A 16,740-nucleotide genomic window follows, 5' to 3' on the forward strand; every position below is an offset into this window, starting at 1 on the left:
TTTTTTTAAATTTAATCTTGGTAGTTGTATGTTCCAGCAGCTCCATTACCATCGTTCCAACCAATAGTTTGTGTTAACCAAGGGTTATTCACCAAAGCACTTTGATTTAATCCCATGATATAATAATTCGATCTCCACAAGATTGGTGTTGCTACACTACTAACGTTATCCATCGGTGTTGGAGGAGAACGCAACTCAAAATTAGCTGTATAAAAAGCAGCTAAAGCTGTAATTTGAGTCTGGAAATTTGCTGCATCTGGATCAACAGAAATAGCTGCACGAGCATTTGCCAGCGGATCAGTACCTGCTGGACTTGTTCCGTTTTTATAATGTAAATAATTTCCAATACGCTGTGTTCCATTAATTATTGGAATACCTAATTTACTATTTGTATTATCATTAAGTGCAGCATCATCACTATAAAGCATCCATCTTTGAGTATCCCAAAAACGTTTTCCTTCATAAGCCAACTCTACTCTACGCTCATATAGACATGCTTCAAGAGCAGCATATTTATCTCCTAATGTACCGATTCCATAATTATCTGCTGCAGGAATTCCAACACGTTTACGAATTCTTCCTAAATAATTAATTGTATTTCCGATATCTCCTTTAGCTGCATAACATTCTGCAATGTTTAATACTAACTCAGCAAAACGATATTCCATAATATCAGTTCCCGATAGTTGATAATTAGACGCATTACTTACTGTAGGGCTTGACATTTTACGAATAAAAGCTGGACTCGATACATCATTACCCATACTGAAAGCTACACCTGTAGTTGCATTTGTTGACCAACGATATGCCCAAACAGTAGGAACAGCTGCCGTTGTTAAACTGTTGTTGTAAGGCCAATAACTTCCTGAAAATCCAAATGTTCTATAAAAACGTGGATCACGATCTTTGAAAAATAAGAATGGATCATAGTTGTTAGCTGCAGTTGGTCTTTTTCCGCTTGCCATAGGAAATAGGTCAATCATGCTTTTTGGAGCTTTTACTCCTCCACTTCCTTGACCGCCTTGGCTTGCCAAACGAATTGATCTCTCCCAAGAGTTATTCGACTGTAAAGAAGTTGCAACTGTAGTACTGCTTGCTAAAAGCTTAACCGCTATCGCTTCAGAAATAAATGCGTTATCATTAACATAAAACATTCTTTCCCAATCTCTTGCAGTTGTTCCATATAAGCCGTGTCCTTGAGACGTTAATTCTGTTTCAGCCGCTAGTCCAGCTGCTAAAGCTGCATCCCAACGCTCTGTAGATGAATCCCAATTTTTATTGAATAATGGGCTTGCATACGTTAATAATACACGAGCTTTCTGAGCCATTGCTGCTCCTTTTGTAAAACGGCCATAATCACTAGCTGGCCATTTGCCTGGCAATAAACTTGCAGCTAAATCAAAATCGGCAGTAATTTGATTCACCAATTCCGTTACTGTAGCTCTCGGTATTTTAATTGAAGGATCATCTTTAGAAGGAGTCTGAACAGTTGTTACAATTGGAACCCCTCCATAAGTACGCATTAAATCAAAATATTGAAGACCGCGCATGTAATACATTTGTCCTTTAATTTGATCACGAAACGTTTGAGGTAAATTTGCTCCATCAACATCAATTCTTTCCAACATAACATTAATATCTCTAATTCTGTTGTAAGGATCGTTTTGGGGATTTTCAACCAATGTTTTTCCGAAATAACCTGATCCATCCGCTGCATTTTGAAACGTCATATTTGGATTAATCAAATTAGAAATACCCCCAATTTCTTCTGTATAAGTCGTCTGAGTTGTAGTATAAGATCCAACTACTACAGCAGTCGGAGTTTTATATGCATCAAAGAAATCATAATACAAGTTATTTACGTACCAATTGACACGTTCTTCACTTTTAAAGAATTCTTCGTCATAATATTTATATTGCTTTTTGTCTTCTAAAAAGTCATCACTGCATGAAACTCCTAATACCATTAAAAGTATCATTGTTATATATGTGCTAAATTTTGCTTTCATATTATTTTTTAATTAAAATTAGAATGACACATTCAGATTAATTGACCAAGTTCTAAGCGTTGGATATCTAGTTGCTGAATCATCATACATATTTCTATAATGATCTGGGTAAGGGTTGTATAAATCCCAAAGGTTATTACCTGTTACCCCTAAAGTAGCTTTTTGAATATTTAGTTGTTTCATTGCCTCTCTTGGAAGTTCAAATCCAACAGTCATATTTCTAACTAAACATCTAAAAGTATCTAATTGCCAAAAATCTGATGGTGCAAAAATATAGTCTTGTTGTCCCATATTAGGATATTTACCATTTGGGTTATCGGTAGCGTCATACATATCTGTCCAGAAAGATTCATGAGCCCAATCATTATGAGCAGACGAAGTTCCTTGTTTCACTAAATCAATAGAATTGTAACCTCCCCAAGTAGTTTGAATCTGTGTTTTGAAATAAAACGTTTTATATTTGAATCCCAAATTAGTTGTAAAACCATACGTTCTATTGTTGTTTGCCAGCTTAGCGTAATCTTCGTTTCTCATAATTCTACCATCAGGTCCTGCTTGAGTTCCTGTTGATGCGTTATAAACACCTCCTTTATCTTCATAAGCTAACATACCTTTTCTCATATTAGATACGTTAGTGATACCCATAAAGTTTGGAACACCACCTACTGCTGTAGCTCTCTCTGTTAAATAATTCCAGTAGTTAACTACGTCTTCATCTGTACGTAAGATACCATCTCCTGTCGAAGTTCCTTTCCATGTATTGAATCCCCAAACTGGGAAGAAAGTTGAAGCTCCAACCGTTGTAATATTAGTATTAGCATCAGTTCTAGCTAGCTCAGGATATTTTTTAATTTCGTTGTTATTAAATCCAAAGTTTACCCCAACACTATAACTCATATCATTTTTTATTTTATCATTCCAGTTTAATGCAAATTCAGTTCCCCATGCATCAACAGCTGCGTAATTTACTTCGGCAAAACCACCTCCAACAGTAATTGGCGTACCTGCTTCTCCCGCTAATCCGATCAGCATCTCTGAAGATTTATCATAGTAAAAATCAGCTGTAACTGATAATCTGTTTCTTAAGAAAGCAAGATCAAAACCAAGGTTATTTTTGATAGTTGTATCCCAATGCACATCTCTATTTGGATTTGGACGCGGCGTAATTCCACCTCCTAAAAGTCCTCCACTAGATCCAAATTGAGCTCCTTTGTCTGGCAACGGCTCATAAAACTGCAACCATCTCCAGTAATCGATATTATCTTTACCTGTTTTACCAATTGAGTAACGGATTTTGAAATTATTTATCCAAGAAACGTTATCGGTAAACCAATCTTCTTTAGATACAACCCATCCTAATTGTGCGCCTGGGAAAAATCCCCAGTAATTTTCTGGAGCAAATTTAGTAGAAGCATCACTTCTAAAAATAAACTCAACAAGATATCTGTCTTTAAAACTATAGTTTAAACGTCCTAAATAAGACTGGGTTCCTGATTCCACTTTTATAGCTTGTGAATTTGTACTGATTGGCCCAGCAGTAGTACTATTTCCTAAAAAGTCTTTTGATGTACCTTCATAAGCTAAACGAACATTCTTGTTCCATGCTTCTGATTGCTCATAACCAAACATCGCAGATACACTATGATTACCAAAAGTTCTAGCATATGTTGCAAAAAAGTTTGCCTGAATCAATTTATCCAAATCGGTTGTATAATAAACTCTTGATCCACGGATATTTGTATCAATAGAATAAATCGAATTAGGGTTTTCTAAGTGATTATCAGCTAAATGATGGTTTGTTATTCTAGCTAAATCATAAGGCACTTGATATTGCTCTGTATAACTGCTAGATTGGCTTCTTGCATAACTTCCTTTTACACTTAAACCTTTTATAAATGGCAGTCTATATTCTAAAGACAGATTCACATTATATGAAAACTGCTCTTCTGTTTGCTTTCCAGCATCCAAACCCGCAAAATAGTTCCATCCTGCAATAGTTGTGTTAGAATTTGCACTTCCTAAGTTACGATCAGTACGTGGGAATGGAGACATCCAATAGTTTTTACCATTTACAGTAGTTTCCCAAGGAATGTATTTAGGCATATGTAATAAATAACCGTAGTCAGCTTGTTCTCCTGCTCCCAAAGAACCAAAACTACTATCATTTAAGTTTGCTGAACCTTTAGAAAATGATTTAGTAACATCTGTTGAAATAGCCGAAACCGAAGCAGAAAAATCTACATCCTTAGATACTTTTATAGTAGTTCCTACTCTATAATTCCATTTTTTATAATCTTGTTCTCCTAAGTTAGGCCCTTGATCAAAGTATGTAATACCAGCAAAATAAGTTGCTTTTTCTGTTCCTCCACTTGCTGAAAGTGATTGTCTTTGCTGTGTAGCTGGTTTCCAAGCTTTTTCAAGCCAGTCATAATCCAAACCTTTCATTTGTTCTAGTTCTGCAGCAGAAAAATATTTAGTTTTATCAGCTTCCAAATTAGAATTCAAAAATCTATTTTTCCAAATTCCATGCTCATAAGCACTCATTGTTTTACCGTGGCTTACTGCATCATTAAATGCATATTGACTATAATAAGTAAATGATGGTTTTCCAGATTTTCCTCTTTTGGTCTTTACGATTACAGCTCCCTGTGAAGCTCTTGATCCGTAAATTGCAGCAGAACCATCTTTTAAAATTGTCATACTTTCAATTTCTGAAGGATCCAATTGGTTAAAAGTATCCAATGTTGGTTTTCCATTCGCAGGATCAACTTGAACCATATCATCAATAACGATTAATGGAATACCAGAATTACCATCTTTTGAAAATCCAAAATTTTGACGTATTGCAATAGCTGCCGCATCACCTGGACGACCTGCACCTCCTGATACACTTAATCCTGGAGTAAGACCTCTCAATGATTCAGATAAATTTGATACTGGTAAATCACGAAACTCTTCTGGTTTTAAAGTAACAATCGCACCTGTAACATTATTCTTTTTCTGGCTGCCATAAGCCACAACCACAATATCATCTAATACGTTAGAATCTTCAGACATTTTAACATTTACAGTTGTACGCGTTCCAATTGCTACTTCCTGCTTTTTCATTCCGATAAAAGAAAAAACTAAAGTAGCATTCGGTTTAACCTTAATTTGATATTGACCATTGAAATCTGTGGTCACTGTATTCTTTGTAGATTTTTCAGTTACGTTTACTCCAGGTACCAAACCAGATATATTATCTGTTACTACCCCGGTTACAGTTACTGTACTGCTAGTACTTTGAGCATAAGTGAATACACTCATCATCGCAAACAAAAGAAAACTACATCTTTTAATAAGTGCTTGTTTCATAAATGTTTTTTTTGGTTAGTTTATTAATTGTTAGTTAGTCATGTTTTAAATGCAATACCTAATAGTCAAAAATTAAATTAATATTAAAATTATCATATTAAATGTTTAAATCACATTTATTTTAGTATTCCAAAAATATGACGATGATATATTAGAACCGTCCTGCTGTATCCTGTTTTAATCATATAATTTCAAAAAAAAGACTCAAAAAAAACAATATTAATAAAAAATGAACAAAAAAAATAAACGTAATCGAATATTTGAGACAATTGTTTGCGTAAAACAAAATATTGAAACCTGTTTGAACCAAAATTCAATAAAATTTTCATCAAAAATCTATTTATGTTAAATATTCGCTAAAAGACGTTTTTGTAAATACTGATACAGAAGCGCTTATAAGTACGAAAACGTTATCAAAAATGAAGTAATAATTGTTAAAAATACATTTGTTTGTCGTCAAAAAAACTTACAAAAACAGCTACAGGATACTGCAGAAAAAAATTAAATATTTTTTAAGAAAAACCACAATTTTAAAAGTAAATTCTGATCAACAAAAATTAAACAGCCTATTTTTATATTTCAATTTAAAATTATAAAAAAAACCGCTGCAATTTACTTACAACGGTTTCTGCTAAAACTCTTATCTCGTTACTGTTTAAAGTTTTTTCATAGCGTTAAAAACTAAACGCGCCACTTCTATACCTCCCTGTGTCTGAAAATGAGTATTGTCTTTTTGTCCTTCTGGGAAAGCAGGGTACTTACCTGCCTCAAAATTCATGAAATAATTGGTAGTTACAAATTCTTGTCCTCTAGACGAAAAGGAATTCATTGACACTTCATTTAAATCAATAAATCTCACATCTAATTCTTTAGCCACATCAATAGCTGCTTGAGGATAATCTCCGTGAACGTTTGTAAGTTTTCCATCTTTCCATGGATAATTTCTAGCAACTGGCGTTAGAACAATTGGAGTTGCACCTTTTTCTTTGGTCTGATTAATGAAAAGCCTAAGAAATTCTTTGTAGCCTTCAATATTTACGTAACGTTCCGTTTTTTCAACTGAAGCATCATTATGACCAAACTGCATCATTACAATATCTCCTTTTTGAATCGATTTATAAACCGAAGCCCAGCGTCCTTCTTGAAAAAATGTTCTCGTACTTCTTCCACCTTTTGCACGATCATCTACTTTTACTTCTTTAGCAGAACCTAAAATATTCTTCACCAACTTTAAACTATCTTTTTCAAAAAAAGGCTGAAAAACTTGTCCCCAACCCACCTGCGGAAACTTCTTAGTTTGATAATTCTCTTCTAGTGAATAATCGGCAACGCTAGAATCTCCAATTAAATAAATGGTTGTTACCTTTGACTTAAAACTAAAAGAGCCTAGTAATGTCACTAAGCATAATCCGATTATTGAAAGTTTAAAATTTTTCATGAGCTTACTTATTTTGGATTCCAACCGTTTAAAACTAAATCTCTATTGTATTTTTTAATATCTTCTTTTGTTAACTGATGCGACCATGCAACTCGCTGTGACAAATATTTTGCGCTCAAACCTTTACTTCCAAATTCTGCATAGTAAGCCGTTTTGTCTTTATCTGGAAATCGAGTATCAATCCAAGCGTTCCAACCTTCTGGAATAATATGCGAACCTAAATCAGTATTAATAAAAACCGTTTGTGCATAGGGTCTCCACGGTCTTCCTAAAAACACTTTATTCACTGATTTGTCTTTTGCAGTTAATTTACAATCTACAAAAACAAAACCGTAAGCTTGTCCTTGGGGCGTTGAAGCAGCTGTGATATAAGAATTTATTAAACTTTCGATAGTACATTTATAAAAGTAAGCAGTTGCGGCTCCAAAAATAAAATCGGTTGTTCCGTTAATAAAACAGTTTTCAAAATAAGTTCTGGTATTTCCTTCTGATAAATAAAGCGTATCCTGATTCCCAAAAAGATTGCAGTTTTTCACTATAACTCTATCACTTTTAATGTGTAGTGCAACCGCCTGTCCTACTCTACCGGCAGTATTTTCGACAGTAAGATTTTCAAGAGTGCAGTCATTTCCTTTAATTAAAAAAGAATAGGAAGTTGATGTTCCAAATTCTTTTTTACCTGATGGATCTGGTTCTCGAAGTGGTTTTCCAGAATAATCATCAAATGAAATTATGGTTTTATTTCTGTCTGTTCCCTTTAAGGTTATAAATGTTTTAGAAACCGGAATTTCCAATTTCTCCACATATTTTCCGGGCCTTATAGTTATTATAACTCGTTTTTCTGAATTGTCTTTTACATTATTTATCGCTTCTTGAATCGTTTTGAAATCTCCTGAGCCATCTTGGGCAACGGTTAATGCTAGCTTGTTATCGAGCGTTTGAGCTGATAGGGAAATTTTTGTTATTAAAAATAAGGTTAGGATGTATTTCATGTGTTTTTGTTTTTTCCAGTCTATTTTGTCATTTCGACGAAGGAGAAATGACAAACTTTATGGTTACTGCAAAAAATCTTTGTCAAAGTTTAAAACTTTGACAAAGATGATTGTATTTCAATAAATTAAAAATCCGTTTAAATCCGCGTTTTGTCAAGGGCAATCCGTTTCATCTGCGTATAAACTTAATGCGACATCCAAACCGTCATTTCTCCCTGCCCTTTGTTTCCCCACGCAAAATACGGTATCAATTTTACAGTTACCGATTTTCCGTCTTTTGTCGAAATAGGTTTGTAAAGTATTTTGTTCCAAGAATTATCAGCTGCAATTTTCGAAGTCGCTTTGATGGTAACTAGCTTTCTGTTTTTTAATTCTGTAAAATCAGTTTTAAAATCGGAATTTAGGTTTAAAATTACATCATTTACACTGGTATTTGCAGGAAGCTGATCTGATTCTAGGCAATAAACTAAAGGCCCCCTTTTTACTGCGACTTGATTTTTAACTTCTTCAACCAACGGATTGGCTTCCATCAGTTCAACAGGCATTGGCATATTCAATTCAATAACATCTCCTTTTTTCCACTTTTGATTTAATTTCAAATAAGTACCTGAAACGATTTTATCTGAAATTTTTGAATTGTTAACCGAAACTTCCGCATTCTGACTCCAACCTGGAATTCTTAAAAAGAAATTCTGTAAATCTTTCGGAGCTTTTAGAATTTTCAAAGTTACTTTTCCGTCCCAAGGATAATTAGTCTGCTGTTCAATTTCTAAAGTCTCTCCATTTAATGTCTTTGTATTCAAAGTATTGCTTCCATACAAATTTACATACAAACCATCTTTTGAAAGATTATAAGCGTAGTTTCCAACTTCGGCAACGGTTCTGGTTACGTTTGGCGCACAGCAGTTGGATAAAGCAATATACCCTTCACGAACATTTCCCCATCTTTGGTGAAACGGCAGATCGTTAGAAACATTCAACGGATTGTTGTACAAGAATTTATCTCCTTCTAAATTCATTCCCGAAAGTACACTGTTGTAAAGTGCCAATTCTACAATATCAGCATATTTAGCATCTCCTGTAATTTGAAGCATTCTCCAGTTCCATAAAACGTTTCCAATATTCGCACAAGTTTCTGTGTGAGCCGTTGCATTTGGCAATTGAAAAGGCCTTCCATAAGCCTGATGAATTTTCTGAACGACAGATGGATCATAAGAAGTTCCGTCTGGAGAAACACCATCGTATAAAGAACCACAGCCTCCTGTGATGTACATTTTACGATAAGTTACATCATCCCAAATTGATTCTAAATTGTCTAATAATTTCTTTTCTCCTGTTTCTGCGTACAAATCAGCAACTCCTGCATACAGATAATTCGCTCTCACCGCGTGACCCATTGCGGTTGTCTGCTGTCTAAACGGTACTCTATCCTGATTATCATCAGTTCCATCATTTGTAGTTCCGCGAATGTCAATCAGATTATTAGCTAATTCTAAATATTTCGGATCTTTTACCGTTCTGTACATTTCGACGATTCCCATATAATGTGATGGACAGATAGCATTTCGCGCTAATTCTGGCGAAGCTTTTTTATAAAAATCATACAAGAAATCGGCAACACCTTTGGCAATATTCAAGAAATTTGTTTTTCCCGTAGCGCGATAATGAATACAAGCTGCAGTCATTAAATGCCCCATATTGTATTTCTCAAAACCTAGTTGTTTTTTCACTTCTTCTGGGCCTAAAGTTCCCCAGCGTTCGTCAATTAAAACTGGAGTATGGATATAACCGTCTTTGCGCTGTACTTTCGCGAAAAGCGCAATAGCCTTATCCATTTCGGCATCGAGTTTTTTATCTTTTGTAACAGCATAAGTCGCTGCCATTCCTTCAAAAATCTTATAGAAATCACCATCATGAAACGAAGGTCCTTTGAAAGTTCCTTTGCTTAATCCTGCTGCAATCTCAAAGTTTTTATAGGCATGAGATGTTTCACTATGATACAAATCCCACATATACGGCAAGGTATTTTTGGTTTCTACATCAAATTGTTCTTTCCAGAATCCGTTGGTCCATTTTACGTCTTGAAGTCCAACACTTTGGAGTTTAGAATACGGACTTTGTGAGTTCGCAACCAAACCTTTATCCTGAGCAAAAATTACGGTTGAAAGAAACAAACTTGAGATAATGATATTCTTTTTCATTTTGATATTAATTTTATCTGCTAGATCTGCCAAATCTGCGGAGATTAATTTTTCCCGCAGATTTAGCAGATTGTGCTGATTTATTTTTCTTTTTTAATCTATTATAATCTTCTATTCTGCAGTCTATTTTTTCACGCAGATTCAACAGATTTAGCAGATTATTTTTTGATTTTTCTCTATAAATAAAATCTGCGCAGATCTGCCTAAATCAGCTAAATCTGCGTGAAATCTCTTTACTTAACAAAGAAATTAATAGTTCTGCTCATAGAATCTCCATCTGCATCTTTTACTGTTACTATGAAAGAAGCGAAACCATTATCTGAAGCTGTGAACTGAATTTCCTTTCCTTTTAAACTTGCTTTTCCATTTTTTACTTCAGAGAAAGTGTAAACGGGTTTATTTTCAAAACCTTTAAAATAATCTGCCACATTTAAAACTTTTTTATCTTTTAAATTAATAAAATAATGAGGCTGAGCCAGCCAGTCTAAATAATTATCCAACTGCGTAAATCCGTCTTTATCGTTATCTTGATTAGCATCTGAAAAATCTCCAGCTTTTGAATTTTCATTCAAACCAAAAGCTTTCTCCCACCAATTTGGTAATCCATCATGATCTGTATCCCAATCTGACGGACGAGTTTCTGCAACAAAATTTGGCCATCCTCCTGCATCTTGTTCATTATCGATCATGCCACCTAAACCGCTTTTACTGCCTTTGTAAGTGAAAGTTCCTTTTAAAGTTTCATTTATGATTCGATTATCATGTTTGTCAAAAAACGGCTGATTCGCCCCAACATCTGAAAGCACATTTTTATAAGCTCCTTTAGCAGATTGTGTATTTACATAAGAAGGGAAAAATGGCTTGTCTACGAAAGTCTCATATTCCACTTTTTCTTTATTGGTTACAGTAGATTTTCTCCCTTTCTCCTGAGATTTTTCGTCAAAATAACCTGGCATCACATTTCCATCAAAATAATAACGCTGCATACCTTTCCCTACGCCTTCGTGCTGTGCATTTAACGCTACAAAAATTCCTGTCGAAGCACCTGGCTTATAATAATTATTGACAAAATTAACCTCGTTTGCACCACCGTCAGTTGTTCTTTTTCCCCAGTTGTAAACTACGTTATTGGTGATATCTAATCTTCCTGTATAAAATCCGTCGCCGCTTAGACCACCGCCAATGCTCCAGTTTCGTCCGTAATTATGAGCTAGTAAATTGTGATGAAAACTTCCTATATCACCGCCAATTGTAGCAGCATAACCATGCATTTTTCCTGCTTCATATTTATCATGGCCAGCCACATTTAAAGCTTCCGAAATTAAAGTTCTTTGCAATGTAATATGATGCGCTCCTCGCGAACTAAACGATTCATCGATCGTCCAGCTGATTGAGCAATGATCAATAATACTATAATCGGCACCCGTTAATCCCATTCCGTCAAAAGTCGTTCCGCCTCCAATTCTTACTTTTAAAAATCGAATTACACCATCATTTCCTGTTAATCCGATTGGCGCCCTGCTAATTGTAATTCCTTCTCCAGGAGCAGTTTGTCCTGCAATAGTAATATAAGGCTGATTTACAACCAATCTTGAAGCCAGTTTTATATTCCCCGAAACATTAAAAACAATCGTTCTAGGTCCAATTTCCTGATTGATGGCATCGCGTAAACTTCCCGGTCCGTCGTCATTTAAATTGGTTACTTCAACCACTTTTCCGCCTCGTCCTCCAACGGCATAACGCCCATAACCTTCAGCTCCCGGAAAAGCCAATTGGGCTGGTTTAAACGACCAGACATTTCCTAAAGTAACCTCTCCATTGTTATCTACTTCATCCACTCTCCAGTAATACGTTGTGCCGCTGTATAAATCAGAAACCGTAAAAGACTTTTCAGTCAGTTTTCCCTTAAATTCTTTTGAAGCTTCTGTTGCATTTTCTACCGCATTCTTATCGGTTCCAAAATAAACTTTATGAGCCACTACGTTTTTTGGAGCATCCCATTTTAAAAGTAAACTTTTGGTTACTTCAACATGTTCATCTCTATTTTTTGGTTCTGGAGTACGCGCCTGATTCATTAAGTTTGGCGTATCCAATTCAAAACCATTGATTACGATCTGTTTTACGATATCAGGGCTTGAAGTTGGATCAATTTCAAAACGGACGATTACATCTTTTCCTTTTTCTGCATTAAAAGTAATATATGCCATCGAAGCATCAACTTTAGCATTAGCCCTTTGGCTTGCATTTACCGTTTCCTCTAGTTTTCCGTTTACGAAGATTTTTATCGGAGAAAATGTTTTTCCCGTAATGACATCAAAAGCGTTATGAAAAGTCAAAAGCGTATGTTTTCCAGCTTTCAATCCGCTGATTTTTAATTCTAAATTTTCGGCTGTAACCAAACCGTCGCTTCCTAGTTTATTGTAAAACGGAGCATTCATGCCCACTTTGTACCATTTTGAAGTGAAGTTTCCTTTTAGTTTAAATGACACATTGTTAAATGATTTTTCGGCTTCTTTTCCTTCGTTAATCACCCAAGAATCATAACTCGGATCATGAACTTCTTCTAATCTTCTTTGAAAAAAGTCAAAATCGACTTTTATAATTTGTTTATCAGTATTTTGAACTGATTGTGCTTGTCCGTTTGTGGTTAAAAGTATGGACAAAAGAGCACCACTTATTAATTTCTTAATCATTTTTGTTAGTAATAGTTAGTTTAATTTCGTTTTCTCTGCTTCAGATTTTCCAAGCAGATTTATAATGTCTTTTTTTCTTTCTTCTGGAATAACTTTTAAAACCTTCAATTCTCCATTTAGGAGCTCGGCTTCAATCGTAGTATTTTGTTTGGCATGTAATTTAAAATGAACGTTCCACTCTTTCGGCCACGCCGGAAAAAGGTAAATTTTCCCATCTGCTTCCTGCAAAAGCATTTCCTGCATACCAATCATTCCGGATCCACCCCAGTTATGATCAGGAACCCAGTCAAAGCCCGGACCCCAAAATGCTGGAAAACGTCTTTCTGAGTTTGCCATTTTCATGGTATTGTATTTTGCAGCTTCCTCTGTTAATCCCAAACGAGCCGAGAAAATATTATCTTGTTTCCAACCAATGTGACTTCTAAATTTTAAAGCATCAGCATCGTATTTCCAAGTATTCAAAGCTGTTTCTAAATCTGGTTTTCCGATGCCATAAATTCCCCACGGATAAACTGGATATAATTGAGGAACTTCAGAGTTATTGACTCTTTCCCAAGATTTAGCGGGAACTAAAACTTTATGATTTTCAATCTGTCCAAAATTCAAAGGCGGAATTCTAGTTTGAAATGCTTTTAAATATTCTGAGTCTTCTTTAGACAATTGATTCCCCGAAAGGTTTAAAAGGCTTTCTGTAATAACCTGCAAAGCCGAAATGGTACTATTGGCATTATTAGCCATTTTATACGTTTCTGCTCCCGAACCGGGATATAAAACTAATTTTCCGTTTCCGTCCAAAGCTTTTCTTCCACGTTGTTTGGCTAAATATTGATAATGTTCATCAAAAAAACGAAGACAACTGATTATGAATGAATTGTATTTCTGAATATCTTCTCCTGCATATTCTTTCTGCTGTAGCATCATTTGGCAGAATTCTAAAACCGTATCCCACTCATATTCTAACCACGCATTATATTCCATTCCCGGATCGTAATCTGCGGGACGTTTCCATTCGTATTCAGCAGGATTTGGAAGTCCGAAATTTTCTAATTGTTCTGTGAATGATGCACCGTTATGATTCCAATATACTTTAGAACGTAATTCGGCATTTTTTTGAAGACTTACGTAATAATCCAATTGTGATTTCATCATATCAAAATCTCCGCTTTTTACCATCGGAAAATAAACCAATCGCTGGTTTTGAGCTGTCATCGTTCCTCCTCCCCAATTTCTGAAATCGGGTGTAAAATTCAGATCTTTATTGGTAAAAACAGGGTCAACTGTAAAAAGTCCACCGTTAAATTTTGTTGGATATTTTCCATACGCATTGCACCCAAGCATATATCGGAACAACTGATAATTCTGTCCGATTTGATATACCGAATCTTTAACAAACGATTGATTTTTTTGAGTAAAAATAAAACTGCGATTCCAGAAATCATTCCACCATTTTATCGTGTTTTTTTCGGCTTGTTTCGAGGTGTTTTTGTTAGCAGAAATCAAACTTTTCAACCCATTATTCCAAGTTGAAAAATCAGATTGATTCGTGTTTAAATATATTTCTAACGAATACTTTTTTGCAGGTTTTATACTCGATAAATTAAAACCTTTAAAATCGGTATTTTGATATTTCCTTAAATACGTTCCGTCTGGCTTGAGATTATTCCCTGTCATAAATCCGCCGAAAGTCAGATTCGCAATCGGGTTCAGCATTTGGTCTTTAACCGATTCCATTTTTTGTTGTTTTACCGCTACATCAAAAACTGTATTTTCCCTGTTTCTGTGGTAAAATTTGATTCCGTTATTTTCAAATAAAATAGAATCTTTATACGTAATAAGTTCTCCCTGAGGAGCCCATTTATAAGAATTGGCATTATTTTCTTTTCCTTTCGGATAACGGTTTTTATAACGCCAACTTTCATAAGAAGCTGTCATTTTCAACGGATTTTTACTTTCTAAATCAACATGAATAATCGGTTTAAAAACATCTACCCAAAGTTTGATTTTAGTATTATTTTGTCCAACTAAAACATATCCATCTTTCAGTTTCAATTCCTGACGAAAACCATTTTTTCCTTCAAACGGATTCGGACTTAACGTCACTTTTACTCTTCCTAATTTCAATAAAGTATTATGTTCGTCAAAAGTTCCGCTTCGTGAAAAATAGAAATACAAATCGCCTTTTTCCACCCAAACATTCATACCAATATCCCCGCCTCCCAAAGGCATCGATTCTGATGAATTGTTGCTTTGCGTTGTCCAGATTTGATTGTAATTATCAAGCGTAGGAATTTGAGCTTTGAGGCAAAGCGTGGTGAAGAAAAGTATGTATTTTATATATTTCATTTTTTCGTTTTCCTGCAGGGTTTTCAAAACCTTGTAGCTATTTATTTTTTATTTTTCTCTCGCAGATTTTGCAGATTGAGCAGATTTATTTTTATCTCCAAAATCTGCCAAATCTGCGAGAGTTATAAATTAAGTTGCCTTAAAAATCATCATGCTTGGTCCAAATCTTTGCGGAGCTACTTGCGAAGATTTCTCCTTCGTCGAAATGACAAATTAGACGCCAAAACTCAAAACTCATAACTCATAACTCAAAACTCATAATTACCATTCATCTGTTCTAAACGAAGAAACCGGCAAACCTCCAGCACTAAACAATTCCGCTTTCGCGAAGTCTTTCCATAAATAACGAATTGCAACTGGATTTTTTACTTTATCTGAAGTAAGAACTACTGATTTTCTTCTCACGACCGTTTTCGCAGGATAAAAAACTTTGTCTTCTCCTGCAATTTCGAAACCTAAAACTTCCTTGTCATAAGATGTTATTCCGTTGGCAACATCATCAAAAGAAACGGTTACAGCACCATCTTTTATTTCCATCGATTTGTATTTCGGACTTTCGTATTCAAAACCTTCAATTCCGTATGTTCTTGCCAGAGCCTGAAAAGCCAAACGGTTTCCTCCTTTTTCTTTATCCATTGGATGAATGTTGTTTTCTTCTCCAACGTCCATTAAAACCGCCATTGCCGAATTCGGAATTTCCTTCGAAGCTTTAAACTGCGCTTCTCTCAAATAAGCCGAATTGTATTTTTCCTGATAATCTTTTGGATGAAATGAAGCATAATTAAAAGGCGCAATCTGAGCGAAATAAAACGGAAAATCTCCCTGTTTCCATAAGGCTCTCCAACTGCCCACCATTTTCTTCATTAAAGCGGTGTATTCAGAAGCTCTTTCGTAATTTGATTCTCCCTGATACCAAATACAGCCCTTAATTCCATAACCAATTACAGGCGAAAGCATTCCGTTAAACAAAGTCGTTGGAACACGATTTGGATCTTTTGCCAATTCTTCTTTTGTAGTCGGAATTTTAGCACTAGTGAAATCTTTCAGCATTTCCGCATTCATCCACGCTTCCATGCTTGAACCTCCGTACGAGACGTGAATCAATCCGACAGGAACATTTAAAACTTCCTGTAAAAGCGATCCGAAATACCAAGCCGTTGCACTAAAATTGGATGTTGATTTTGGAGAAGCTTCTTCCCATTTTCCTTCGAAATCATCTTTAGGTTCTAAAACCGTCGCACGCGGAATTGTAATTAAACGAATATTTTTATTGGTTGACCTTACAATAATTTCATTGCCTTTTTTAACAGGCTGTCCCTGAAATCCTTTTAATGGCATTTCCATATTCGACTGTCCAGAACAAAGCCAAACTTCTCCCAACAATACATTTTTGATGGTTACTTTTTCACTTCCTCCCGAAACTTCAATGGTGTAAGGTCCGCCAAAAGAGGAGGTTTGTAATTCTGTTTTCCATTTTCCTGAAGCATCTGCTTTTGTTTTGTAGGTTTTAGAATCCCATGAAGTTTTGATTACGACAGTGGCGTTCTTTTCTGCCCAACCCCAAATTGGTGCATTTGATTTTTGCTGCAACATCATATTGTCGGTGAATAAGGCCGGTAGTTTGATTTTGGCATTGATTTGAAAACTTGCTAAAACCGTTAATAATGCAATAATTGATTTTTTCATATTCTATTTTTTTTCGCCACGAAT

8 protein-coding genes are annotated in these 16,740 nt (G+C 35.2%); all 8 read right to left on the minus strand.

Annotated elements, in window-relative coordinates; translation table 11 throughout:
- Positions 1–11: 11 nt before the first annotated feature.
- Complete coding sequence (locus FF52_RS17135; RefSeq protein WP_008467473.1) at positions 12–2,009, minus strand: RagB/SusD family nutrient uptake outer membrane protein; 1,998 nt, start codon at positions 2,007–2,009, stop codon at positions 12–14.
- Positions 2,010–2,027: 18 nt separating this feature from the next.
- Complete coding sequence (locus FF52_RS17140; RefSeq protein WP_008467475.1) at positions 2,028–5,363, minus strand: SusC/RagA family TonB-linked outer membrane protein; 3,336 nt, start codon at positions 5,361–5,363, stop codon at positions 2,028–2,030.
- 655 nt (positions 5,364–6,018) lie between these two features.
- Positions 6,019–6,801, minus strand: coding sequence for a rhamnogalacturonan acetylesterase (locus FF52_RS17145; protein ID WP_008467478.1), 783 nt, complete (start codon positions 6,799–6,801; stop codon positions 6,019–6,021).
- Between the two features lie 8 nt (positions 6,802–6,809).
- On the minus strand, positions 6,810–7,793 hold the full coding sequence (locus FF52_RS17150) for a pectinesterase family protein (RefSeq protein ID WP_008467479.1): 984 nt from the start codon (positions 7,791–7,793) through the stop codon (positions 6,810–6,812).
- A gap of 185 nt (positions 7,794–7,978) precedes the next feature.
- Positions 7,979–9,994 carry a glycoside hydrolase family 127 protein gene (locus tag FF52_RS17155; protein WP_083847515.1) on the minus strand — a complete coding sequence of 672 codons (2,016 nt, stop codon included), beginning with the start codon at positions 9,992–9,994 and terminating at the stop codon, positions 7,979–7,981.
- A gap of 233 nt (positions 9,995–10,227) precedes the next feature.
- Entirely contained in the window at positions 10,228–12,687 is a 2,460-nt protein-coding gene (locus FF52_RS17160; RefSeq protein WP_008467483.1) for a pectate lyase family protein, read from the minus strand.
- Between the two features lie 15 nt (positions 12,688–12,702).
- Entirely contained in the window at positions 12,703–15,030 is a 2,328-nt protein-coding gene (locus tag FF52_RS17165) for a DUF5703 domain-containing protein (RefSeq protein ID WP_035691845.1), read from the minus strand.
- 261 nt (positions 15,031–15,291) lie between these two features.
- The gene (locus FF52_RS17170) at positions 15,292–16,716 is read right to left on the minus strand and encodes a sialate O-acetylesterase (protein WP_008467487.1); all 1,425 of its coding nucleotides are present in this window, start codon (positions 16,714–16,716) and stop codon (positions 15,292–15,294) included.
- Positions 16,717–16,740 lie beyond the last annotated feature (24 nt).

Source organism: Flavobacterium sp. F52 (genome assembly GCF_000278705.1).
GTDB lineage: Bacteria > Bacteroidota > Bacteroidia > Flavobacteriales > Flavobacteriaceae > Flavobacterium > Flavobacterium anhuiense.